We start from the raw sequence: 23,287 nt of genomic DNA on the forward strand, positions 1-23,287 counted from the left end.
TTACACGTCAAGCCTCTATCGTGCTGTAACTCAACGCCTCTTCCACATCCACAGCAACAATTCTTGACACACCAGGCTCACGCATTGTGACGCCAATTAATTGATCCGCTAGTTCCATAGTCACCTTATTGTGTGTAATAAATAAAAATTGCACACAATGAGACATTTCTTTAACCAAAGCACAAAATCGTCGAACATTCGCATCATCCAGCGGTGCGTCTACTTCATCCAGCATACAAAAAGGCGCTGGATTCAGTTGAAAAATAGCAAAAACGAGTGCAACAGCCGTCATTGCTTTCTCACCACCTGAAAGCATGTGAATCGTGCTGTTGCGTTTTCCTGGGGGTTGGGCAATAACCATCACGCCCGCCTCTAGAAGATTATCGCATGTAAGTTCTAACTTAGCACGCCCCCCACCAAAAAGTCTTGGGAAAAGCATTTGAAAGGATTCGTTGACTTGATCAAACGTTGCTTTTAATCGGGTTGTTGTTTCTTCATCCATTTTTGCAATGGCTTTTTCTAACGTATTTAATGCTTCGGATAAATCTTGATGTTGGCGATCAAGATGTTGTTTTCGTTCCAGCTCGGTTTGATATTCTTCAATGGCCACAAGATTAATAGCACCTAAGCGCTTAATTTTCTCTTCAAGTTCTTTAACCACACTCTCGTGGTGGGCAAGTGAGGTTTCTTCAGTCATTGCCTGGAGTACCTCTTCAGGTGTTAACCCTATGGTGCTTAGGGATTCAACATATCCTTCTCTGCGAAGATGTAAAGCCTGTTCTTCAAGCTTTTTCTGTTGCAGTGACTCCTGCAACGTCTGAACAAAGCTTTCCTCCTGTTTTATTGCCTGGTTAATATCACTGATCTGTCTTTGCAGTTCTTCTATTGTTTCTCGCCAATTCGATAAGGAAACCTCGAGTTCATTAAACGCTTTTGTTTTTTCAATCAGCGGTTGGCGAAGAGTTTCTTCAGGAATATTGAGTGCTCTATGGCGTGCGGACAATTCTTGCTGTTTTTGTTTTAAAGATTCAATAGAGAGTTCTTCGCGTGTGATTGAAGTTTTATGTTGTTCGATCAATAACGCTTCGCGATCATGTTGCGATTGAGTTTGTCCTAACAGTTTCCGCATAGCCTCTAATTGATGCTGACTTGAGGCGTAAGATGATTCGGCTTCTTTCTTTGCTTGCAACAATAATTGTTCTTCGTCATTAAAGTAACAACATTCCTGTTCGAATGCTTTGGCTTTATCCTCAGCTTGTATTGCTTCCTCAGCCAAAGACTCAATGACTTGCGTTAAGGTTTCAATATCATCCCTTAACTTAAACTGCCGAGCTTTGCGTTCTTCTAAAGTCTTTTGCTTCTGGTCTTTAATCGCTTTTATCTGATGTAATTTATCTTGAATAGTAAAGATCGAGTCTTTTAATGACGCTACTTCAGCTGAAATTTGGTTCAGTTTATCGTGCAAGTGAGTGCAGGAATTATGAAGTTCTGAGACATTGTCGTTTGCTTCTATTTTTCTTTGTTCAAGTGAGGCTAGCGCTTTTTGTCTGGTCAGAAGACTGGTTTCATTTGTGTTTTTTTGGGGAGCAATTTTTATCCAGCCTCGCCCCATCCAGATGCCATCAGCAGTGATTACAGATTGTTCTTCAGAAAGAGATGGCAACCACCGTAATGCGTCTTCTAAATGCTCTGCTGCGTATATTTGTTGAAGAGGATAAATCCAATTCGGGATAGGACCGTTCATTTTATCGATTAAGCGAGGATAACGAGCGTGAGTTTGTGTTTTTTCTTGCTTTACTACCAATACCGCAGAATGAGTAAGATGCTCGTTTAAGAAGGCCTCTTCCACGGTGCCGACAATAATCCCTTGAATACTGTCTCCAAGGGCGAGTTCAAGCGCGTATTGCCAAGCATCTTCTACCTGAATTTCATCAATCATGCGCGGCTTATCTTGCCATTGAGGTAAATTGCACGATTCATTTTTCGCTTGAATCGCCGCTTGCTGCGCCGCTGTTAACGATGCGTATTCTGTCGCGATTTGTTGCGCTTTTGCCTGAGCAATGCGAAGCTGCTGTTCTTGTTCGGTGATTTGAGTCCGTAAACTCTTGATTTGATTTTGTCCGCTCTGGTGTTGAACTTGAACTTGTTCTAAACGCAGCGCAATTGAACGTTCTTCATTGATTAATTGATTGACCTCTTGCTCTAAGTCTTCAATCTCAAGCTCATGTTGTTCTTGGTTTAAAGCCTCAAGCCGAACTAAGGAATCCTTTTTCCGCTCGGAGAGATGCTTTAGCTGCAATGAAGTCAATTCGGCCTCACGTAGCACTCGATTTTTCCTAGTTAAAAACGTTTCCCAGGCTTCCTGGTTCTGGTTGGCTTCAGCTTGCAAATGCTTTAACTTTAAAAGTTGCTTATCGTAATCCTCTTGTATAGAAATAAGACTTTGCTGTAACAACTTATAAGCATCATTGCTTTTAGCTAATTGTGCTTTATCGAATTGCACTCGTTCAGATGCGGTTTTTAAATCCCGTTCAACTTCTTCTATCGCGGCGCTAATGCGATTTTTTTCAGCGAGCTTCTGCTGAATAGATTCTTCAAGACGAGCAATGTCTGTGCCAATCTGATAATACTGCTGTTGAACCACTTGAACTTCTTGATTTCCTGCTTGAAGTGAATCCTGACGTTGAACCAATTCATTCTGGTAAGCTGAAACCGTCGCTTTATGCTCTTCTATAACGGTTGAAGATTGAGTAATGTTCTGGCGATGTGTAATTAAGTTTTGATTTAACTCACTCCATTTTAAAGCCAATATTTCTGCTTTGTAACGCCGTTCTTCTTCTTTTAAATGTTGGTATCGTTCTGCTGCTTTAGCTTGACGTTCTAGGCGAGCTAACTGTTTTCCTAACTCATCACAAATATCATGGACTCGCTCAAGGTTTTCGCGAGTATTATTAATTCGCTGAAGCGTTTCTTTTTTGCGTTCTTTGTATTTTGAAACGCCGGCGGCCTCTTCTAAATACGTTTTAAGATCTTCAGGCCGAGCCTCAATGATTTTAGAAATCATATCCTGGCCGATAATGGCATACCCACGTGCACCAGCCCCGGTTCCAAGAAAAAGATCATTAATATCACGGCGGCGACAACGTGTGCCATTTAGAAAATACGTAGAATCGCCATCACGAGTAACCAATCGTTTCACCGCAACTTCCTGATAGGAAGCATACTGCCCACTTAAGCGACCCAAGCTGTTATCAAACACCAATTCTACGGAGGCTTGTCCCACGGGCTTTCGGTTTGATGAACCGTTAAAAATAACGTCAATCATCGATTCACCCCGCAGATTTTTCGCAGAGCTCTCCCCCATCACCCAGCGAACTGCATCGATAATATTTGATTTTCCGCAGCCATTTGGGCCCACGACCGCTACTAGCTGGCTAGGAAAAGGAATAACGGTTGGTTCCACAAACGATTTAAACCCAGCTAGCTTAAGTTGTTTAAGTCGCATGGCTCATGTAATTAAAAGTAAATAAAAAGATTGTATCAAAGCTTTTATAGCCAAGATACTTCAAAATGCAGTAGGCCGAAAAAGAAAAAGCATAAACCACGCATTTTGAACGATCACGGGTATACACAGTATCCCCATACTTCGTAAGAAACGAACAACTTTATTCCTGCTGTTTAATTTTTTGCAAAAGCGTTTCAATAAACTGCTGACATTGCTGGTATTCTTCCATTAATATCGCAAACTCTTCTTCTAGCTCATCTAATTCTTTTTTTAAATTACGCTCAATCCTCGTTTTCTTAACTTCTTTACGAACCAATTCCAGTTCCATCTCTAATGCCTCAAGTGCTTTCTCACGCTCGATGATCTCGGCCCTTAAGCGCTTCATCTGATGTTCTTTCTCGCGCTGAAACACAAACGCTAAAAATACTATCAGTAAGACAACTATCAGCAGAGGAAAAACCCATAGAGGCCAGGCTTGAATAAAAAAATAAAAGCCAGAATGTGAGCGCTGAATAGGGAGGCCATATTCATCATATCCACCAAGATAATGGGCGAATAAAAAGACTTCCCAAAAATAATAGGCAACCGCCATACCCACAACGAAGATAATGATGATGGCGAGCATGCTTTTGCTTACACCTGCGTCTTTTTTGGTCATTGGCGATTCAGATTGAGGAACATACTTGCTAATTTAGTCTAAATCATTACAAATTGACATCCTCCCCGCCCTAAAGGGCGAGGATTCCCGCGACACTAGGCCACAAGTGGTTCAGGTTTCAACGCTGCGCCTAAGGCTTCAGCTCCACCCGCTAACACGGCATGCCCTGCCGCTAAAATATTTTTTGCTGCATTTGTATCGGCATTTGATTGATACCCACAGTTCATGCAACAAAATCGCTCTTGCCAAAGTCGGGATGCTTTGTCAAAATGCCCGCAGCTTGAATACGTCTGACTGGTATAATGGGGTGATACGGCGACCACAATACCACCTCGCCAATGCTGTTTGTATTCAAGTTGTCTTCTTGCTTCAAACCAACCTTGATCCAGATCGTTACTGCTTATTAACAGCAGCAGGTGTTTCTCCAGACCCTGCTTCGGGTGGTGATAAACGACTTGATTGGCTAGTCTTTTGTTCATGGGCGCCAGCAGCGAATAAACCGACGCCAGACAGCGTTGCTGCTGCGGTATTGCCATTATCATCCTCTGCCTTTAAAGCCTCGCTATCACAATGCTGGCTTTTAAGAATGGCGTTCGCGGCTTCAGTTTGTTCATGCTCCTCCGCCAATAGCAACGCAGTTTTGCCATCTTTATCCTGCGCCTTTAAAACCTCGCTATCACAATGCTGGCTTGCAAGAATGGCTTTTACTGCTTCAGTATGTCCTTGGCTGACCGCCATTATCAACGCGGTATAGCCAAAATTATCCTGGGCCTTTAAAACCTCGCTATTGCAATGCTGGCTTGCAAGAATAGCTTTTACTACTTCTGTATGTCCGTACCGGGCCGCCAGCATCAACGCGGTATTGCCAAAACTATCCTGTGCCTTTAAAACCTCGCTATTGCAATGTTGGCTTGCAAGAATGGCATTCAAGGCTTCTGTATTTCCGCACCGGACCGCCAAAATCAACGCGGTATAGCCATACTCATCCTGCGCCTTTAAAACCTCGCTATCACAATGCTGGCTTGCAAGAATGGCGTTCACAGCTTCTGTATGTACTTCGCGGGCCGCGCAAATCAGCGCGGTCTCGCCATATTCATCTTGTACCTTTAAAACCGCGCTATCACAATGCTGGCTTGTAAGAATGGCTCTTACTGTTTCAGTTTGTCCATACTTGGTCGCCAATACCAACGTGGTTTTGCCATATTTATCCTGCGCCTTTAAAACCTCGCTATTGCAGTGTTGGCTTTCAAGAATGGCTTTTACTACTTCAGTACGTCCGTTCAGAGCCGCCAGTATCAACGCGGTATAACCATCTTTATCTTGTGCCTTTAAAACCTCGCTATCACAATGCTGGCTTGCAAGAATGGCGTTCACGACTTCAGTTTTTCCTTCGCGAGCCGCCCATATTAGCGCGGTATAGCCATATTTATTCTGCGCCTTTAAAACGTCGCTATCACAATGCTGACTTGTAAGAATGGCTTTTACAGCTTCAGTATGTCCTTGGCTGACCGCCATTATCAACGCGGTATAGCCATCTTCACCCTGCGCCTTTAAAGCCTCGCTATTGCAATGCGGGCTTGCAAGAATAGCATTCACGGCTTCTGTATGTCCGCTCCGGACCGCCAAAATCAACGCAGTATTGCCATCTTTATGCTGCGCCTTTAAAACCTCGCCATCACAATGCTGACTTGCAAGAATGGCTTTTACTGCTTCTGTATGTCCGTGCCGTGCCGCCAATATCAACGCGGTATTGCCCCATCTATCCTGTACCTTTAAAACCTCGCTATCACAATGCTGGCTTGCAAGAATGGCGTTCACGGCTTCAGTTTGTCCTTTGCTAGCCGCCCATATTAGCGCGGTATAGCCATCTTCATCCTGCGCCTTTAAATCATCCACTGAGTTAACTTTTTTAAGGTAAAGCGCGAGCGTTAATTTTGACAGTGGGCGGTATGCAAATAGCCTGGCCATAGCAATTGCCGGGGCATCGCTTGCAATCAGTGGCAAGTGGCAATCTTCAAGATGTATCGCCTCGCAACTGGCAGGGTTCGCGTTAATGGGCAATAAGCAGTCAATAAAGCGCGCGTTATCTAAATTCACACCGAAGAAATCATGACCTCTTAGGTCCATATGTTTAAAGCTTATCCCTTGAAGGCTTAGGTTCGCGGTCACTCCCTGAAGCAGGGCTTCCTCTACTAGTAAGAGAAGCAGTGCAAGGTCTTGTTGGCCAATTTGACCCTCCTTATTTTGCGCAACTCCGCTCATTAAAGCGATAATCTGTTGATTGGTAAGTTGACTTAACCATAACGCCTGGTGAGGATTGTTTTCTGCCATAATGGCTTGTTGGCTTTTAAAATAAGCAAGAAAAAAGCATTGCGTTGGGAAGGCTAATTGTTCTTTTTGAAGTTTATTATCAAGAAAGTCACTGATGTCTATCGCCGCGTCATCGGATGTTTTTTGCTGAAACCATTGGGTAATAAACTCTTTTGCTAAGGCTGCCTTCTCATCAGACTCATCAGAGCCAGGACTATAACCATGGGCTGCCAGCAGCTTACTAAATGATTCTTTTTCTATTAACCTTTCAGCTAGGCATTGAATGCCCTGATTCATTATCTCTTGTGCCGGTTTCTCTTCAAAGAATATCTTCTTATCCAACCCTTGTTTTTCATAAGCCTTCATTAAAGCAGATAACTGATGGCTTATTTTGTGGTATGAAAGCGGATAGGAAGGATAATCCCCATGGATAGCCTCAATCGTAGCTGCAATTAGTCCTTCCTCAATATTTTCACCAGCTAGCGCGCGCTCAAGGGCCTCTTCTCGCGCTTCAATAAACGCATCGTATGTTTCTTTATCTTTCTCTTCCTGGTCATAGTCTTCAAACGAGAAATAACGCACTAAGGCCAAATGATGCTCGGGCTTTTCTTGTAATAACTCGCCCAGCGCCTCGCCTAGGACGCGAATGGTAACGATATTTGCCGCATCGCCTGTTAGCTTTACGTCCGCAGGAAAGGCATCCACTAAACGATGCAGCGATGCCAATGATGAGCCCAAACGATGGCAAGCGCCACCGGCACAACTGTGGCGGCCTTGGCCATAAGCCGTAGCGTTATCATAAAGCGTATTTAAAAGCGCTACTTTTCTTGCTTCAAGGCGCAAAGCGCCATCTTTATCGTCGCTGTCTGCAGGAAGTAGGCGTTCTTCTTTTTCATTGGCAGCTAGCCAGACGAGGCTAGTCAACTGTGCAAGAGTGAGACTAAATTCATCTTTTGTGTCATCTTGACCGTTTCTAAAACTAAATTGCGTCGGCGTTTTAAAACAATAATCCAGCCCTTCTTTCATTTGTGTCACTTTATCAGCGCGTAGGCTCGGATGGTTTTCAATAAAGGCGGTTATTTCTTTAAAAGTCTTTTGGCATAATTCTTTATCAAGCGCAAAACCCGCGCCCTCAATGTAATGCTCGTACAGTTGAATGGTATTTTTGCGGGCAAGTTGACTAATCCTAGAGTCGTGGACATTTTGAGCGTCATCAGCCAGTGCGGCAAGGCCTGCTTGTCCTTGAAGGAGGTTTTGGTGCTGATATTGATTTTCAGCCGTTAATACTATTCTTATAACATTATATAGCAAGTTTTCCTGATTGTGCGCAATCAGGTATTGCCACGGCGTTAGGCCGGCAAGCGGTTGCGTGGGGTTAACAAGAGGTGTGCCGTCTCCTTTGATATAATCAAGCAGACACTCAACCACCTTATAAGATATGAACTTACCTTTGGGGGGCATCAAGGCCCACCAAAGCGCTGATGCGCCGTTGGGGCTAATCGATGCGTAATTTAATTCCTCATGTTTAGCAATAAACGCTCTTAACGCAGCGACGTCTTGATTATCAATTAAATCTCTAAGTTGAGTAGACATGGGAGTTGGGAGCTCTATAATTGGCTGGTATGTGTAATTATAAACCAGCTATTATAGATAATCAAAATGCTAGGTTTTTCACGCATGAAACAAATTAATGTCGTTACTGCTTATTAACAGCAGTAGGTGTTTCGTCAGATCCTGCTTCAGGTGGTGATGAATGACTTGATTGGCGGGTCTCGTGGTTATGGGCGCCAGCAGCGAATAAACCGACGCCAGACAGCGTTGCTGCTGCGGTATTGCCATTATCATCCTGCGCCTTTAAAGCCTCGCTATTGCAATGCTGGCTTGCAAGAATGGCTTTTACTGCTTCTGTATGTCCGTGTCGGGCCGCCAATAGCAACGCGGTTTTGCCATCTTTATCCTGCGCCTTTAAAACCTCGCCATCACAATGCTTGCTTGCAAGAATGGCGCTCACGGCTTCTGTATGTCCGCGCCGGACCGCCAAAATCAACGCGGTATTGCCATCTTTATTCTGCGCCTTTAAAACCTCGCTATTGCAATGTTGGCTTGCAAGAATGGTGTTCACGGCTTCTGTATGTCCATGGCGGACCGCCAATGTCAACGCGGTATCGCCCCATCTGCCCTGCGCCTTTAAAACCTCGCTATTGCAATGCTGGCTTGCAAGAATGGCTTTTACTGCTTCAGTTTGTCCTGCGCGGGCCGCCGAAATCAACGCGGTATTGCCGTAATTATTCTGCGCCTTTAAAGCCTCGCTATTACAATGCGGGCTTGTAAGAATGGCGTTCACGGCTTCTGTATGTCCTTCATGGGCCGCCAAAATCAACGCGGTATAATCATCTTTATCTTGCGCCTTTAAAACCTCGCTATTGCAATGCGGGCTTGTAAGAATGGCGTTCACGGCTTCTGTATGTCCGTACCGGACTGCCGAAATCAAAGCGGTATTGCCATCTTTGTCCTGCGCCTTTAAAACCTCGCTATCACAATGCTGGCTTTTAAGAATGGCGTTCACGGCTTCTGTATGTTTTTCGCGGGCCGCCCATATCAATGCGGTATTGCCATCTTTGTCCTGCGCCTTTAAAACCTCGCTATCACAATGATGGCTTGCAAGAATGGCGTTCACGGCTTCAGTTTGTCCATGCTGGGCCGCCCATATCAATGCGGTATTGCCATATTCACCCCGCGCCTTTAAGACCTCGCTATCACAATGCTGGCTTGCAAGAATGGCTTTTACTACTTCAGTTTGTCTACAATTGGCCGCCCATATCAACGCCGTATCACCATCTATATCCTGAGCCTTTAAAACCTCGCTATCACAATGCTGGCTTGCAAGAATGGCGTTCACCACTTCTGTATGTCCACACCCGGCCGCCCATAACAACGCAGTATCACCATCTATATCCTGCGCCTTTAAAACCTCGCTGTCACAATGCTGGCTTGCAAGAATGGCGTTCACGGCTTCTGTATGTCCGAGCCGGGCCGCCAATATCAACGCGGTAACGCCATATTTACCCCATGCCTTTAAATCATCTACTGAGTTAACTTTTTTAAGGTAAAGCGCGAGCGTTAATTTAGACAGTGGGCGGCATTCAAATAACTCGGCAATAGCAATTGCCGGCGCATCGCTTGTAATCAGTGGCAAGTGGCAATCTTCAAGATGTATCGCCTCGCAACTGGCGGGGTTTGCGTTAATGGGCAATAAGCAGTCAATAAAGCGCGCATTATCTAAATTCACACCGAAGAAATCATGACCTCTTAAGTCCATATGTTTAAAGCTTATCCCTTGAAGGCTTAAGTTCGCGGTCACTCCCTGAAGCAAGGCTTCTTCTACTAGCAAGGGAAGCAGTGCAAGGTCTTGTTGGCCAATTTGACCCTCCTTATTTTGCGCAACCCCGCTCATCAAAGCGATAATCTGTTGATTGGTAAGTTGACTTAACCATAACGCCTGGTGAGGATTGTTTTCTGCCATAATGGCTTGTTGGCTTTTAAAATAAGCAAGATAAAAGCATTGCGCAGGGAAGGCTAATTGTTCTTCCTGAAGGTTATTTTTAAGAAAATTACTGATGTCTATCGCCGCACCTTCAGACGTTTTTTGCTGAAACCATTGGGTAATAAACTCTTTTGCTAAGGCTGCCTTCTCATCAAGGCTAGGATTATAACCATGGGCTTCAAGCAGCTTACTAAATACTTCTTTTTCTTTTAAATACTCAGCCAGGCACTGAATGCCCTGATTCATTATCTCTTGTGCCGGTTTCTCTTCAAAAAATATCGTCTTATCCAGCTTTTCTTTTTCATAGGCCCTCATTAAAGCAGATAACTGATGGCTTATTTTGTGGCATGAAAGCGGATAGGCAGCATAATCTCCACGGATGGTCCCAATCGTAGCTGCAATTTGTTCTTCCGCAATATTCTCATCAGCTAACGTTTGTGCAAGGGTCGCTGCTCGCGCTTCAATAAACTTACTGTATGTTTCTTTATCTTTCTCTTCCTGGTCATAGTCTTCAAACGAGAAATAACGCACTAAGGCCAAATGATGCTCGGGATTTTCTTGTAATAACTCGCCCAGCGCTTCGCCTAGGACGCGAATGGTAACGATATTTGCCGCATCGCCTGTTAGCTTTACGTCCGCAGGAAAGGCATCCACTAAACGATGCAGCGATGCCAGTGATGAGCCCAAACGATGGCAAGCGCCACCGGCGCAACTGTGGCGGCCTTGGCCATAAGCTGTAGCGTTATCATAAAGCGTATTTAAAAGCGCTACTTTTCTTGCTTCAAGGCGCAAAACGCCATCTTTATCATCGCTGTCTTCAGGAAGTAGGCGTTCTTCTTTTTCATTGGCAGCTAGCCAAACGAGACTAGTCAACTGTGCAAGAGTGAGACTAAATTCATCATTCGTGCCATCTTGACCGTTTCTAAAACTAAATTGCGTCGGCGTGTTAAAACAATAACCCAGCCCTTCTTTCATTTGTGTCACTTTATCAGCGCGTAGGCTCGGGTGGTTTTCAATAAAAGAGGTTATTTCTTTAAAAGTCTTTTGGCATACTTCTTCATCAAGTGCATAGCCTGTGTCCTCAATGTAATGCTCGTACAGTTGAATGGTGTTTTTGCGGGCAAGTTGACTAATCCTGGGGTCATGGATATTTTGATCGTCATCAGCCAGTGCGGCAAGGCCTGTCTGTGCTTGAAGGAGGGTTGGGCGCTGATATTGGTTTTCAGCCGCTGTTACTGTTCTTAAAATATCGTTTAGCGCGTTTTCCTGATTGTGCGCAACTATGTATTGCCGCGGTGTTAGGCCGGCAAGCGGTTGCGTGGGGTTAATAAGAGATGTGCCGTCTCCCTTGATATAATCAAGCAGACACTCAACCACCTCATAAGATACGGATTTGCCTTTGGGGGGCATCAAAGCCCACCAAAGCGCTGATGCGCCGTTGGAGCTAATCGATGCGTAATTTAATTCCTCATGCTCAGCAATAAACGCCCTCAACGCAGTGACGTCTTGATTATCAATTAATTCTCTAAGTTGAGTAGGCATGGGAGTTAGTGGCTCTATAATTGGCTAGTGTGCGCAATTATACGCCAAATGTTATAGGTAATCAAAATACTAATACTCAGACTGTAGATCGACTAGGGTCTTATATGGACTCATCCGTTTTTGCCAGTAATAAGCTGGTGAAAAAAGAAGTATTTGCATACGTATATCCGACCATTTATGAGCGACTTAATTTTTATGCGCTCGGGCCCTGATGATATTCGCGCTTCGTCTCCTTATCGTGCCGAAGGTAAATTTGCAATGAATTTAGGCCGCTCAGTTCTACTTATTTTTTGCCAAGTACCTTTTTCTCATGCTCATTGACTCCATGCAATTGGAAAACATCTTTTGCCAAATCTATACCTAGTAAAGTAACATTGTTCATTGGACTCTTCTTCCGATAAGGTTTCATAATCCTACCATTTTGGTTCATTTTAGTAGCCGGTAATAGAGAGGATGAGTCCATATACGTAGGAGGTAGGTCAAATGTCAACAGACCCTAGTTTGGGACATCGATCCGAACATGAACCGCGTAGCGAAGGAGGATGTGTGTATCAGGATAATGAAATCAGTGATCTGATGCAGTCGATTGCAAATAAGGGTCTACAACTTCTTGGTAGTTTAAAAGAACAACCTGAACAAGTGCCAATGTTTGTTGAAAAGCTCATGGCTATGCTAGAAGACTATCATGCGATGTTGGTTGCATTTTCAAAAAATCCTGAAAAAATTTGGCTGATGCAACTCGCCTATTGGCAAGACGCTGCTACCTTATTAACGGACCAACTGAACCAATGGCTCAAAGGGGAATCGTTGCCAATTCAGGACAAACGATTTCAAGGAGAGGAGTGGGTTCAAAATCCTTTCTTTAATATGTTAAGCCAGCAGTATCTTCTAGCCAGCGAACATTTTAATTCCCTCCTAGAAAAAATTGACTTTGGCGATAAGTACTTAGCTAGAAGAGTTCGCTTTTTCGCACGACAATTGATGGACGCGTTATCTCCAGATAATTTTATCCCCACGAATCCTCAATTAATGGCGGAGACATTAAGCAGCAACGGAAAGAATTTATTACGTGGGCTTGATAATTTTTTAAGTGATCTTGAAGCAGGCTCCGCACGTCTCATCATGAAAATGACGGACATGAATGCCTTTAGCGTTGGCGGTAATGTTGCCGTAACGCCAGGTAAAGTCATCTACAGGAACGAGTTAATCGAATTAATCCAGTTCACCCCCGCTACTCCTAAGGTCAAATCCATACCTCTTCTAATGATCCCGCCCTGGATTAATAAATATTATATTTTAGATTTGAGTCAGCATAACTCGTTTGTGCGTTGGCTAGTAAGCCAAGGAATAACCGTATTCATTATTTCTTGGGTGAACCCCGATAAACGACACGCCGATAAAGGTTTTTTTGACTATATGAACGAAGGGCCAATGACCGCTATTGAAGTCATACAAAAACAGCTTAATGTAAAACAAGTGAATGCCTTGGGGTTTTGTATCGGAGGAACGTTGCTTGCAACACTGCTAGCTTATTACAAAGCGAAGTCAATGAATCCTATTCGTTCAGCAACCTTCTTGGCTTCTTTAATTGACTTCAGTGATCCCGGTGATATTTCCGTGTTTATTGATGAAGAGCAAGTAAAAGCCCTTGAAAAACGCATGAAAGAAACCGGATATCTAGAAGGTCAGTTTATGGCAAATGCGTTTAATTCGCTACGAGCCTCCGACTTGATTTGGTCGTTTTTTATTAAACATTACTTACGCGGAAAAGCGCCAGTTCCCTTTGATATTTTATTTTGGAACGCCGATGCAACCAATATGCCCGCTAAAATGCATTCGCAATATTTGCGCTGGATGTATTTACACAATAAGTTAATTAAGCCTGGAACAATTAAATTAAACAATACTCCGTTGGATATGACTAAAATTGACATTCCAACCTTCTTTGTTTCCACTAAAAAAGATCATATAGCGCCTTGGGAAACAACGTTTTTGGGCTACCAAGCAGTTAAAGGACGGAAAAAATTTCTTTTGGGCGGCTCGGGACACATTGCTGGAATTATTATCCCGCCCGGCAGTGAAAAATATGGCTATTATACAAACCCATATCCTGCAAAAAACCCTGAAACATGGCTTGCGAATGCCACCCATCATAAAGGCTCTTGGTGGCCAGAATGGGTAAGTTGGTTGAAAAAAGAATCCGGTCGTTTAATTAACGCGCCCGATATTCAGACACTTCCTTACAAGCCAATTATGGATGCTCCTGGAAAATATGTATTTAAAAAAGCGAAGGTGGCTATTCCTACTGCAGAAGAAATGGATGATATTGTTTAGAACGTAACAACCAAGTGTTACCCACCTATTTGCCTGACAGATTTACCGGTTCATCGACCTCCGAGAGGGACTGATTAAATGGACTCATGTAGAAGGTTAGAAGCTCATTGGACGTAAAAAACCCGCGATTGCGGGTCTTTTTAATCTAGGTTAATTATTTCTTAGAACCCGTCGTTGCTTTTTCAGCTTTTTTAGCCTCTTCTAAAAAAGAGAGCATTGCCTTTTCATAGATTTGAAACGATTGCTTCATGTAATCCAACGCTTTGTGTCCGTTTTCAACCGCCAATTCAATTTGTTTTTCAAATACTTGTTCTGGCTTTTTAACGTTCGTCAGCTCTTCAGGCTTTATGTAAGAAAAGCTTTGCAACGTTTTGATGTTCAGCTCAGTCATTTCTTTCAAAGGCTCTTGTACTTTTTTAGCCAAATTAGATACGCGTTCAAAATATTCTTGATTCATTACTCTCTCCCGTTATGTTGCAGTGCACAATATAATTATAGAGGAAATTTAATTTTTTTGTCAAATTATTTTTTTGCATTGCACCATTATTGTTTAAAAAAGTCCTGCCATTGTAAGAAAAACTGCTGCATTTGCTTTTGATAAGCACTCCCTGCTTTTTGATATTGAGCAAAATAGGGATTAGACTCCGCTTGAGAGCGTATAAAGCGCATCATCTCCTCAAGCATGGTTTTTAGGGACGCGTTCATCGGGTGGTGAGCCAGAATTATTAATTGTCGAAGTATTTCTGAGGATAAAAACTGAGTCGTACCAGTTTCAGATTCTACTAAAATCTGCAATAAGGTTGTGTTTGTAATGTCTTTTTCAGTCGTAGCTTCAATGACCTCAAAATCGAGGCCTTCAACGACATATCGCTGTAGATCTTCAATGGTGATGTACTGACTTTTTTCCATATCGTACAATCTGCGATTCTTATATTTTTTAATTAGTCGAGTCATTATGTGCTTCAAGTCAATTAATACATATGCAAACCGCCATTAATGCTTAAGTTTGCCCCAGTCATATAACTGCTTCGCTCATCGATCAAAAACCTAATCGCCCAGGCAATCTCCTCAGGTCTTGCTAATCGTTTCGCAGGAATCTGCTCAATAATCTCTTCCAAAATATCCGGTCTTATATCCGCCATAAGGTGGGTATCGACATAGCCAGGAGAAATACTATTTACGGTAATATTTTTAGCCATCAGTTCTTGTGCAAGGCTTTTGGTAAATCCATAAATGCCCGCTTTTGATGCCGCATAATTAGCTTGTGAGAATTGGCCTTTTTGAGCGTTGACTGAAGACACATTCAAGATCCTACCCCATTCTTGATCGCGTAGATAACCGACCACTGCCCGTGTAACATTAAACATCCCATCAAGATTGACTCGAAGGACTTCATCCCATTGCTCTTTAGTCATTTTGTAAAATACTGCGTCGCGCGTAATGCCAGCATTATTGATTAACACATCAATGCGTCCAAACTCCTGGAAAATTGCATCGATGACTCCCTGGCACTCGTTAAAATGAGTTACATCCATTTGGCGATAATGCGCGTTTTCAAGTCCTTCATCTCTCCTTTTCTCTAGCCACCCCTTAGCCTGCTCAGGCGCAAGAACATCTAGAGCGATCACAGCCCTATATAGCGGGCACAATTCCTTGACCACAGCAGTACCAATATCTCCAATACCCCCTGTTATTAATACTACCTTGTCATTCATAATTCATCCTATTGTTAGCCATCCACAATTCCCACCCACAAAGCTGCCGCTCGCAAATGAGTGGAAATTGCTGAATTTAAGTTACATGTATTGACCACCATTCACATCCAAATTGGCGCCAGTGATAAATCCTGATTCCTCTGAGGCTAAAAAAGCAACCGCAGACGCAATCTCTTCGGGTTTACCTAAACGGCCTATGGGAATGTTTGCTTTAATGGCATTTAAAACTTCTTCTTTCATCGAAGCCAACATCGGCGTTTCGATGTAGCCCGGCGATATGGTATTAACAGTGATTCCTTTATGAGCGACTTCTTGTGCAAGGCTTTTCGTAAAGCCAAATAAAGCAGCTTTTGTTGCGGCATAATTGCATTGGCCAATTTGTCCTTTTCGGCCATTGATGGAGGATATGGAAATAATACGGCCATATCCCTCATCAATCATGGTAGGCAGAACATTTCTTGTCATATTATAAGCGCTATTTAAGTTAGCATCGATGACTTTGTGCCACTGCTCTGGCTGCATTTTTTTAAGTGTGGTATCACAGGTTACGCCTGCATTATTAACCAGTATATCAATACGGCCATATCGCTCTTTCACTAACGAGACAAGCTTCGCGCAATCATCAAAGTTACTAATGTCTCCGTACAGAATATCGATATCATATCCCGTTTCTTTTTGTTTTTTTTGCCAGGCGTTCGCTTCGTTATGATTGCCGTTTTTAAAATAGCAAGCGACCACTTGAAAATTCTTTGATAGCCTTTGGCTGATAGCGGTACCAATGCCCCCAGTTCCGCCGGTAACTATAGCAATCCTTTGCTCCATAACCCTCTCCTATTTATTGCGATAAACGATAGAATAATTTGCCACAAGGGCGGCTGTAGATTCCTGATCTTTTAGACATATGTGTCGTTTGATTTTGTCGTTATCAGACAATCTTGACTGTTGGAAACTATTATAATGGACGAAATGTTTATAATGTCAAATCCTCCGAGCCACACTCAAGACTCGGAGAAATAGATTGATTAAGCAAGCGTTTGCTTAGGAACGTAACCTTTTATCTGCTGGGCAAATTGATGGAGAACATCTAAGCCCGATTCCTCAGCTTGCTTACACCACTGCTGCAACGCTTCAATCAATTCTTTCTGAGAAGAAGCGGTTTTAGTCCAGATATTTTGTAGAGATTGACGGTAATGATACACCAAACGAAGATTTTCATAACGTCCTAGCAATGCTTGCAGGCGTGTTTTCGCTCTCGGCGACAACAGCTTCTCCTGACGACGCAGTAAACAACCTGCTCGTGCAAATAGTCTTCTGTCTTTAGGGCTTTCCAAGCCAAAACGCTTTTCGTGGCGTAAAATTGGGCGAATGACTTGTTTGTAATACTGAGACATGACCTGAAAACGATTTGAAATAACGGCCTTTACGGTATCTAAATCAACTTGGAGCTTGCCTTCTTTACGCGCTAATTTTGGTGGTAATTTTTTAACTTTGGCTAAGCCTAGCAAAGATAAGCAGCGAATATAAAACCAGCCAATATCAAACTCCCACCACTTTACTGAAAACTTAGCTGAAGAAGCAAACGTGTGGTGGTTGTTATGAAGCTCTTCTCCCCCGATCCACAACCCCCAAGGGAAAATGTTGGTCGCAGCATCAGGGCATTCAAAATTACGATACCCCCAGAAATGACCGACACCATTGACCACGCCAGCGGCCCAAACAGGAATCCAAATCATTTGAATCGCCCAAATGGTAATACCAGGCACACCAAATAACAGAACATTAATTAGAAACATTAACACGATACCCATGGCAGAATAACGTGAATATAAATTTCGCTCGATCCAGTCCTTTGGCGTGCCATGAGAGTATTTTTCTATCATCGCTTTGTCTTTGGAGGCTTGGCGATACAATTCCGCACCCTGCCAAAAGACTTTTTTCAAACCAAGAACTTTAGGGCTATGAGGGTCGCCTTCGATATCCGTTGTCGCATGATGCTTACGATGAATTGCCACCCATTCTGCCGTAACCATCCCGGTAGTTAACCAAAGCCAGAGACGGAAAAAATGGCTCACGATGGGATGGAGCGTCAAGGCTCGGTGAGTTTGATAACGATGCAAATACAACGTAACCGAAGCAATCGTTATTTGTGTCAAAATAAGGGTTGCAACAACATACCCCCAAAACGATAAGTTTAACAAACCATAAAGCATAAACACTCCACAGGAAAAACAATCCTTGTATAAAAATAGCAAGTTAATTTATATTATACCACAGTTTTTATGCAAATCGATTTGCAAGTATTCTAATTGTAACGCATAATTTCGAGTGTAATACTTTAATGGCTACTCATACATCGCTTTGTATTGATTCGCCTTACTTTTTTTGATTTCTGCAAAGGCAAGCTATGGATAAAAAACTTCAAAACATCCTGGAGCAGTTAATTCCCTTTATTATTTTAGGAATTGGAATAGCTCTGGCAATTGGCTTACTGATTATGTTCTCTTATGTTTTAGTCTGGGGTATTGTCATTGGAGGAATTATCTGGTTAGTGTACTTTGTAAAAAGTTATTTTTTTCCCAGTCATTCCCCCAAAAAAAAGAATGGTCGCATTATTGAACATAATGATAAAGACCGTTCATAATCTTCAGAGTTAAATTTGTAAACAATGCCTGAATTACCCGAGGTCGAAACCACAAGACGGGGGTTATACCCCCATCTCATTGATCAATCTATAACGCAAGTTATTATTCATCAACCTTCTTTGCGTATACCAATTCCAGATGAGTTTCCTAATCTTTGTATAGGGAAAACCATTATTGATATTACTCGCCGCTCAAAATACCTTATTTTAAAGCTAACTCAAGGCAGCATCTTAATTCATTTAGGGATGTCTGGAAATCTTAGAGTTCTCAATGAAAACAGCGCCTTAAAAAAACACGATCATGTGGAAGTTGTTCTCTCTAATCGAAGACGTTTACGCTACCATGACCCCCGTCGTTTTGGCCTTTGGCTTTTTACCGCAAACGAGCCATTAGCCCATCCTCGTTTAGCAACATTAGGCCCAGAGCCATTAACTGAATTTTTCAACGTAGATTATTTAGCTAAGAAAGCCATGCATAAAAAACAGTGCATCAAATCTTTTATTATGGATAACCATATTGTGGTTGGGGTAGGGAATATTTATGCGTCTGAAAGTTTATTTATCAGTGGAATCCATCCCTTAACCCCCGCAGGAAAGGTTTCGACAAATAAACTTGCCAACTTAATTCACTCTATTAAATTGGTATTAAATGATGCTCTTGATGCCGGTGGAACCACATTAAAAGACTTTTACTCTTCCGATGGTAAACCCGGGTATTTTTCACAGCAGCTAAAAGTCTATGGCCGTCAAGATCTACCTTGTGGGACGTGTGGCACCATTATCCAAGCGGTAATGATTTCAGGACGTCGATCAACGTTTTGCCCACAATGCCAACCTTTGGTAAAGGACTTAAGACACCGCGCTATCTGAAGAATATCTCTATTAGCACCTGGGATCTTTTGTACATGCTATTCTGCTCTGTACATGACAAAAAAACCTGTTATGTACAGAGGCTATTCTGAAAAACTTATGGGCAATCAGAATTACATCGAGTATTATTCTAAATTCATTTGGATCGAGCTCACGTTTGTTTAGGGTATACCTATGAAAGCCAGCAAGACACATACTTTGTGGATAATGATTTTTTCTGTTTGTTACACTGCAATGACTTGTATAAAAGCCATTTTCAGAAAAATAACGGGCACCATCAATCGCAGCTGGGTTGATAAAACCATGCAAAACTGGGTCGATCGTATTTTAAAGTTAGTACGAGTGAAGGTAAAGGTCATCAACCCGCATGATGTTAAGCCTAAAGAAAACGAACCTACGATTATTATGTGTAACCATACCAGTTTGTATGATATCCCAATCAGTCTTAAAGCGTTTCCAGATGTTAGTATTCGCATGCTCGCTAAAAAAGAAATGTCCAAGGTTCCGATCATGGCTGGGGGTATGAAAGCGGCTGAGTTTCCATTTGTAGATAGGAAAAATCGCGCTCAGGCTATTAAAGATTTAGAATACGCACGTAAACTCATGGACAGCGGTATTGTGATGTGGATAGCCCCTGAAGGCACCCGCTCTCGCGATGGAAAATTATCCAAATTTAAAAAAGGGGCGTTTATCACAGCCATTCAAGCGCAAGCCACGATTATTCCGATTGGAATACGCGGTGCCTTTCAAATCCTACCTGCCAAAACCTATCAATTTAATATTAACCAGACCGCTGAAGTACATATTGGCGAACCCATTGACGCATCAAAGTACACTCTAGATAATAAGGAGGAGCTTATTGAGCGAACCCACAAAGTAATGGAACAGCTTGTGGGAGAAGAACAATAATTTAGACATTAAGGCCTATGATGCATCAATGCATTAATCCATAACCCTGTTTTTTCTCGTTGGTCACAACTGTAGCTTGACCAATATTTCTTGGATCGGACGCTGGGGTAATGAGATTGAGCTCATAATCCCAAGTAATGGCTTGCATATCTCCGTAATATTGATCAAGCTGCCGAAGCGTATATCCCATTTGTTTTAACTCATTCTGAGTATCCGGTGGGATGGCGTCGGGTTCAAACATCAGCCAATCCGGACGATACTGATGATGGAATCGCATTTCAGAAACCATTCGAATGGCGCCATATGAGTCATGAAACGCAAGCGACGCTAATAAAACCATGGTCGGAATTCGACTTCCACCTGGCGTCCCTAAAATAGCGAGTCTATTAGGCAACTCAAGAAACGTAGGGGCCATGCTTGAAAGAGGACGTTTTCCTGGTTCTATTCCGTTTTTATCGTTGCCAATTAAACCAAACACATTTTTAACTCCGGGCTTGATAACAAAATCATCCATTTCATCATTTAGCAGCACTCCAGTCCCTTCTGCAACAACGCTTGAGCCAAAAATAAAATTAATTGTCAGGGTTGCTGCTACGCGATTTCCTTCGCCATCTAAAATAGAAAAATGAGTCGTATCGTGATGCTCGTTTTGTGGCTGCTTCGCGCTCAAGATTGAATTTGCCGTGGCCTGATTGGGTTTAATAAAAGAACGCAGATAATCCGCGTTCTTTTGGGATAATAAGGCGTTGATTGAAACCTTAACAAAATCTGGATCGGCTAATAATTCAGCACGCTGCCAATAGGTAAGGCGCATGGCTTCAACCACATAGTGTATCCACTGTGCTTTAGTTAAACGCTCCAAAGGATACGCCGATAAAATATTTAACATCGTAATTAAACCCACCCCCCCTGCAGAAGGCAAGGGAGCAGATATCACATGTATTTGATGAAAATACCCTTCGTAAGGCTGCCTTACTTTGATCTCGTATTGCTTAAGATCCTGCAATGTCCAAATTCCTCCGGCCTGATTCACTGAGCGAACTAATTTCTCAGCAACTTCACCTTGATAAAATCCTTTTTTGCCCTCCTCAGCAAGTTTTCGTAAGGTTTTTGCTAAATCTCGCTGGTATAAACGCTCACCAACTTGATAAGGTTTATTACCCTCCTTTAAAAAAACCGCAGCGGAGCCCGGAAATTGTTTCAATTGCTCAAGGCGATCACCCATGTGGAAAAAATGGACCAGATGATGATCAACAACAAACCCTTCTTCAGCAAGTCTAATGGCAGGCTCAAGTGATTTAGCTAGCGGCAAGTGCCCATAATCTTGAGCTATTTTAACCAGTGCTGCGGGTTCACCAGGAATGGCTGCCGATAGGCCCCCGTTTAAGGATAATCCCTGTATCGGATTGCCTTTCGCATCTAAAAACATATTGGGTGTCGCAGCCAGAGGGGCAACTTCCCTACCGTCAATGAAAATATCTTTCTTCGTTTTTTCAACATGTAACAGCCAAAAACCACCACCACCTAATCCAGAATGATAAGGCTCAACCACCGCCAATGCCGCACTAACCGCCACAGCAGCATCAAATGCGTTTCCACCTTGACTTAAAATTTCAAGCCCAGCCTGGGTGGCTAAAGGATGTGCGCTAGCAACAGCATAGCCTGGAGGTAACGGAGAAGGGTTTTTAGCCAAGCAATCTACGCTTAAACCTACTAGAAGAGCCAATACAAATAAAATTAAGGTTTTTTTGGCTCTGATGTTGATTGCAGTGCTCTTACCACAACTTCTGGAACAAATTCTGATACGTCACCTCCTAAGGTCGCTATTTCGCGAACCAATGTTGATGAAATAAACATATAATCTTCCGATGGTGTCAAAAACATAGTTTCAATGGTTGTGGATAATTTACGATTCATGCCCGCTAACTGGAATTCGTATTCAAAATCCGATACTGCTCTTAAGCCTCTTAAAATTACCCCTACGTTTTGCTCTTCTGCAAAATGGATTAATAGAGAATCAAATCCCATAACATTAACACCAGGAAGATCACCAATGGCCTTTTCCACAAGCTCGATACGTTTACTAAGACTAAAAAAAGGACGCTTCGCGCTGCTGCTTGCAACTGCGATAATAAGTTCAGGGAAAAGCTTAGACGCTCGTTTAATAAGATCAATATGGCCGTTAGTAATCGGATCAAACGTTCCAGGATAAATCGCTTTTTTGTTCATGCTTCACTGTATCAATTGCATATCTACGCAGTCTATCGTATTGTTTCCTAAAAAACTATCTTGCGTATCTCTAATAGGAATAGGCGTAACATTTATTTTTTATCCAACGGCAGCTATCTTTTTTACATAACAATAACAGGGAGTTAACCGATCATGAGTGCCGCAAAAAAAATTGTTCTTTTAAGTTTTTGTCTCTTGACAGCTTGTGCTCCTCCACGACCCGCAGCAGAAGCTCCAGTTAATGAAACCCTCCCGGTAAAAGAGCGCGAAGAAAAAACCGCCACCGTCTCTTCCTGGGTCATTAAAGGTGCTATGGCGGCAAAAAATAAAAATAAATCATGGACGGCTTCAGTTAATTGGAAACAGCAAGGAGCGGGGCAATATCAAATACGCTTGTTTGGCCCTCTTGGAGGCGGCACGGTGATGATCGAAAAACATGGTGGGGTGATCACCTATAAAGATGGACCTAAAACCGTCACCTCGAGCAGTGCCGATCAATTGCTTTTACAAGAAACAGGCATTCTATTACCCGTGAGTAATTTATATTATTGGGTACGGGCGTTACCAGCACCAGGGTCAGTTCAAGCAACGGAATACGATCGTTACAATCATTTGAAAACATTAAAGCAAGCGGGGTATACCATTAATTACCTTAATTACACCTCAAAAGGCAACATTGACCTACCTAGCAAAATTCAGCTCTCCGGACATGGTTTGTTCATGAAGCTCATTATTAAAAGCTGGTCGGTTTAACTAAGGATCTAGCAATTCGTACTTAGTACCATTATTTTTCTCTATGCATGACAAAAAAATCTGTCATGCATAGAGTTTTTTTTCTCTGTACATGACAAAAAACCTGTCATGTCCGCGCAGGCGGGCAACCATCCATCAAAATAATCCGATGCCCAAATCAAGCCACTGGGGGTTGTGTTGCTCGATAAGGTTTATTTTCCATTGTCGGTTCCACTTCTTGATGCGTTTTTCTCTGGTTATTGCTTCGTAGACATCAGAATGAATTTCATAATAAACC

17 protein-coding genes are annotated in these 23,287 nt (G+C 42.7%); 5 read left to right on the forward strand and 12 right to left on the reverse strand.

The features are described from left to right. Positions 1–7 precede the first annotated feature (7 nt). The 5 genes from smc to E1O47_RS06265 all read right to left on the reverse strand — a co-directional run bounded on the left by smc (position 8) and on the right by E1O47_RS06265 (position 11,559). Entirely contained in the window at positions 8–3,505 is a 3,498-nt protein-coding gene (gene smc, locus E1O47_RS06245) for a chromosome segregation protein SMC (protein ID WP_133130400.1), read from the reverse strand. A 160-nt stretch (positions 3,506–3,665) separates the two neighbouring features. Continuing rightward, the gene (locus E1O47_RS06250) at positions 3,666–4,163 is read right to left on the reverse strand and encodes a hypothetical protein (RefSeq protein WP_133130401.1); all 498 of its coding nucleotides are present in this window, start codon (positions 4,161–4,163) and stop codon (positions 3,666–3,668) included. Positions 4,164–4,258: 95 nt separating this feature from the next. Next, positions 4,259–4,642, reverse strand: a complete 384-nt coding sequence (locus E1O47_RS06255; RefSeq protein ID WP_165475050.1) for a zinc ribbon domain-containing protein — start codon at positions 4,640–4,642, stop codon at positions 4,259–4,261. After that, complete coding sequence (locus E1O47_RS06260) at positions 4,557–8,066, reverse strand: ankyrin repeat domain-containing protein (protein WP_133130403.1); 3,510 nt, start codon at positions 8,064–8,066, stop codon at positions 4,557–4,559. Before E1O47_RS06260 ends, E1O47_RS06255 begins: the two co-directional genes overlap by 86 nt. A 103-nt stretch (positions 8,067–8,169) precedes the next feature. Then, complete coding sequence (locus E1O47_RS06265) at positions 8,170–11,559, reverse strand: ankyrin repeat domain-containing protein (RefSeq protein ID WP_133130404.1); 3,390 nt, start codon at positions 11,557–11,559, stop codon at positions 8,170–8,172. A gap of 546 nt (positions 11,560–12,105) precedes the next feature. Between E1O47_RS06265 and E1O47_RS06270 the strand changes: the two genes are divergently transcribed. Further along, positions 12,106–13,893, forward strand: a complete 1,788-nt coding sequence (locus E1O47_RS06270) for a PHA/PHB synthase family protein (protein WP_133130422.1) — start codon at positions 12,106–12,108, stop codon at positions 13,891–13,893. A 154-nt stretch (positions 13,894–14,047) separates the two neighbouring features. Here the strand turns inward: E1O47_RS06270 and E1O47_RS06275 are convergent, their stop codons facing one another. The 5 genes from E1O47_RS06275 to E1O47_RS06295 all read right to left on the reverse strand — a co-directional run bounded on the left by E1O47_RS06275 (position 14,048) and on the right by E1O47_RS06295 (position 17,818). After that, positions 14,048–14,350 (reverse strand): phasin family protein, encoded by a 303-nt coding sequence (locus tag E1O47_RS06275; RefSeq protein WP_133130405.1) that lies wholly within the window; start codon positions 14,348–14,350, stop codon positions 14,048–14,050. 86 nt (positions 14,351–14,436) lie between these two features. Next, positions 14,437–14,847, reverse strand: coding sequence for a polyhydroxyalkanoate synthesis regulator DNA-binding domain-containing protein (locus E1O47_RS06280; protein ID WP_133130406.1), 411 nt, complete (start codon positions 14,845–14,847; stop codon positions 14,437–14,439). Positions 14,848–14,864: 17 nt separating this feature from the next. Further along, positions 14,865–15,611: an acetoacetyl-CoA reductase gene (gene phbB, locus E1O47_RS06285; RefSeq protein ID WP_133130407.1), complete on the reverse strand. Its 747-nt coding sequence runs from the start codon at positions 15,609–15,611 to the stop codon at positions 14,865–14,867. A gap of 78 nt (positions 15,612–15,689) precedes the next feature. Then, entirely contained in the window at positions 15,690–16,430 is a 741-nt protein-coding gene (gene phbB, locus E1O47_RS06290; RefSeq protein WP_133130408.1) for an acetoacetyl-CoA reductase, read from the reverse strand. Between the two features lie 200 nt (positions 16,431–16,630). Further along, on the reverse strand, positions 16,631–17,818 hold the full coding sequence (locus E1O47_RS06295) for a DesA family fatty acid desaturase (protein WP_133130409.1): 1,188 nt from the start codon (positions 17,816–17,818) through the stop codon (positions 16,631–16,633). A gap of 194 nt (positions 17,819–18,012) precedes the next feature. Here E1O47_RS06295 and E1O47_RS06300 point away from each other — a divergent pair, with 194 nt between their 5' ends. The 3 genes from E1O47_RS06300 (at position 18,013) to E1O47_RS06310 (ending at position 20,028) form a co-directional block, all read left to right on the forward strand. Next, on the forward strand, positions 18,013–18,249 hold the full coding sequence (locus E1O47_RS06300; protein ID WP_133130410.1) for a hypothetical protein: 237 nt from the start codon (positions 18,013–18,015) through the stop codon (positions 18,247–18,249). A 24-nt stretch (positions 18,250–18,273) separates the two neighbouring features. After that, complete coding sequence (gene mutM, locus E1O47_RS06305) at positions 18,274–19,119, forward strand: bifunctional DNA-formamidopyrimidine glycosylase/DNA-(apurinic or apyrimidinic site) lyase (RefSeq protein ID WP_133130411.1); 846 nt, start codon at positions 18,274–18,276, stop codon at positions 19,117–19,119. A gap of 174 nt (positions 19,120–19,293) precedes the next feature. After that, positions 19,294–20,028 carry a lysophospholipid acyltransferase family protein gene (locus tag E1O47_RS06310; RefSeq protein ID WP_133130412.1) on the forward strand — a complete coding sequence of 245 codons (735 nt, stop codon included), beginning with the start codon at positions 19,294–19,296 and terminating at the stop codon, positions 20,026–20,028. 25 nt (positions 20,029–20,053) lie between these two features. Here E1O47_RS06310 and ggt read toward each other — a convergent pair whose 3' ends face one another. Both ggt and coaD read right to left on the reverse strand, forming a co-directional pair. Next, positions 20,054–21,721 carry a gamma-glutamyltransferase gene (gene ggt / locus E1O47_RS06315; protein ID WP_242602033.1) on the reverse strand — a complete coding sequence of 556 codons (1,668 nt, stop codon included), beginning with the start codon at positions 21,719–21,721 and terminating at the stop codon, positions 20,054–20,056. Between the two features lie 44 nt (positions 21,722–21,765). Then, positions 21,766–22,257 carry a pantetheine-phosphate adenylyltransferase gene (gene coaD, locus E1O47_RS06320; RefSeq protein WP_133130414.1) on the reverse strand — a complete coding sequence of 164 codons (492 nt, stop codon included), beginning with the start codon at positions 22,255–22,257 and terminating at the stop codon, positions 21,766–21,768. A 153-nt stretch (positions 22,258–22,410) separates the two neighbouring features. Between coaD and lolB the strand changes: the two genes are divergently transcribed. Beyond that, on the forward strand, positions 22,411–23,010 hold the full coding sequence (gene lolB / locus E1O47_RS06325) for a lipoprotein insertase outer membrane protein LolB (protein WP_133130415.1): 600 nt from the start codon (positions 22,411–22,413) through the stop codon (positions 23,008–23,010). The last annotated feature ends 277 nt before the right edge of the window (positions 23,011–23,287 follow it).

Source organism: Legionella yabuuchiae, assembly GCF_900640115.1.
Lineage (GTDB): Bacteria > Pseudomonadota > Gammaproteobacteria > Legionellales > Legionellaceae > Legionella_A > Legionella_A yabuuchiae.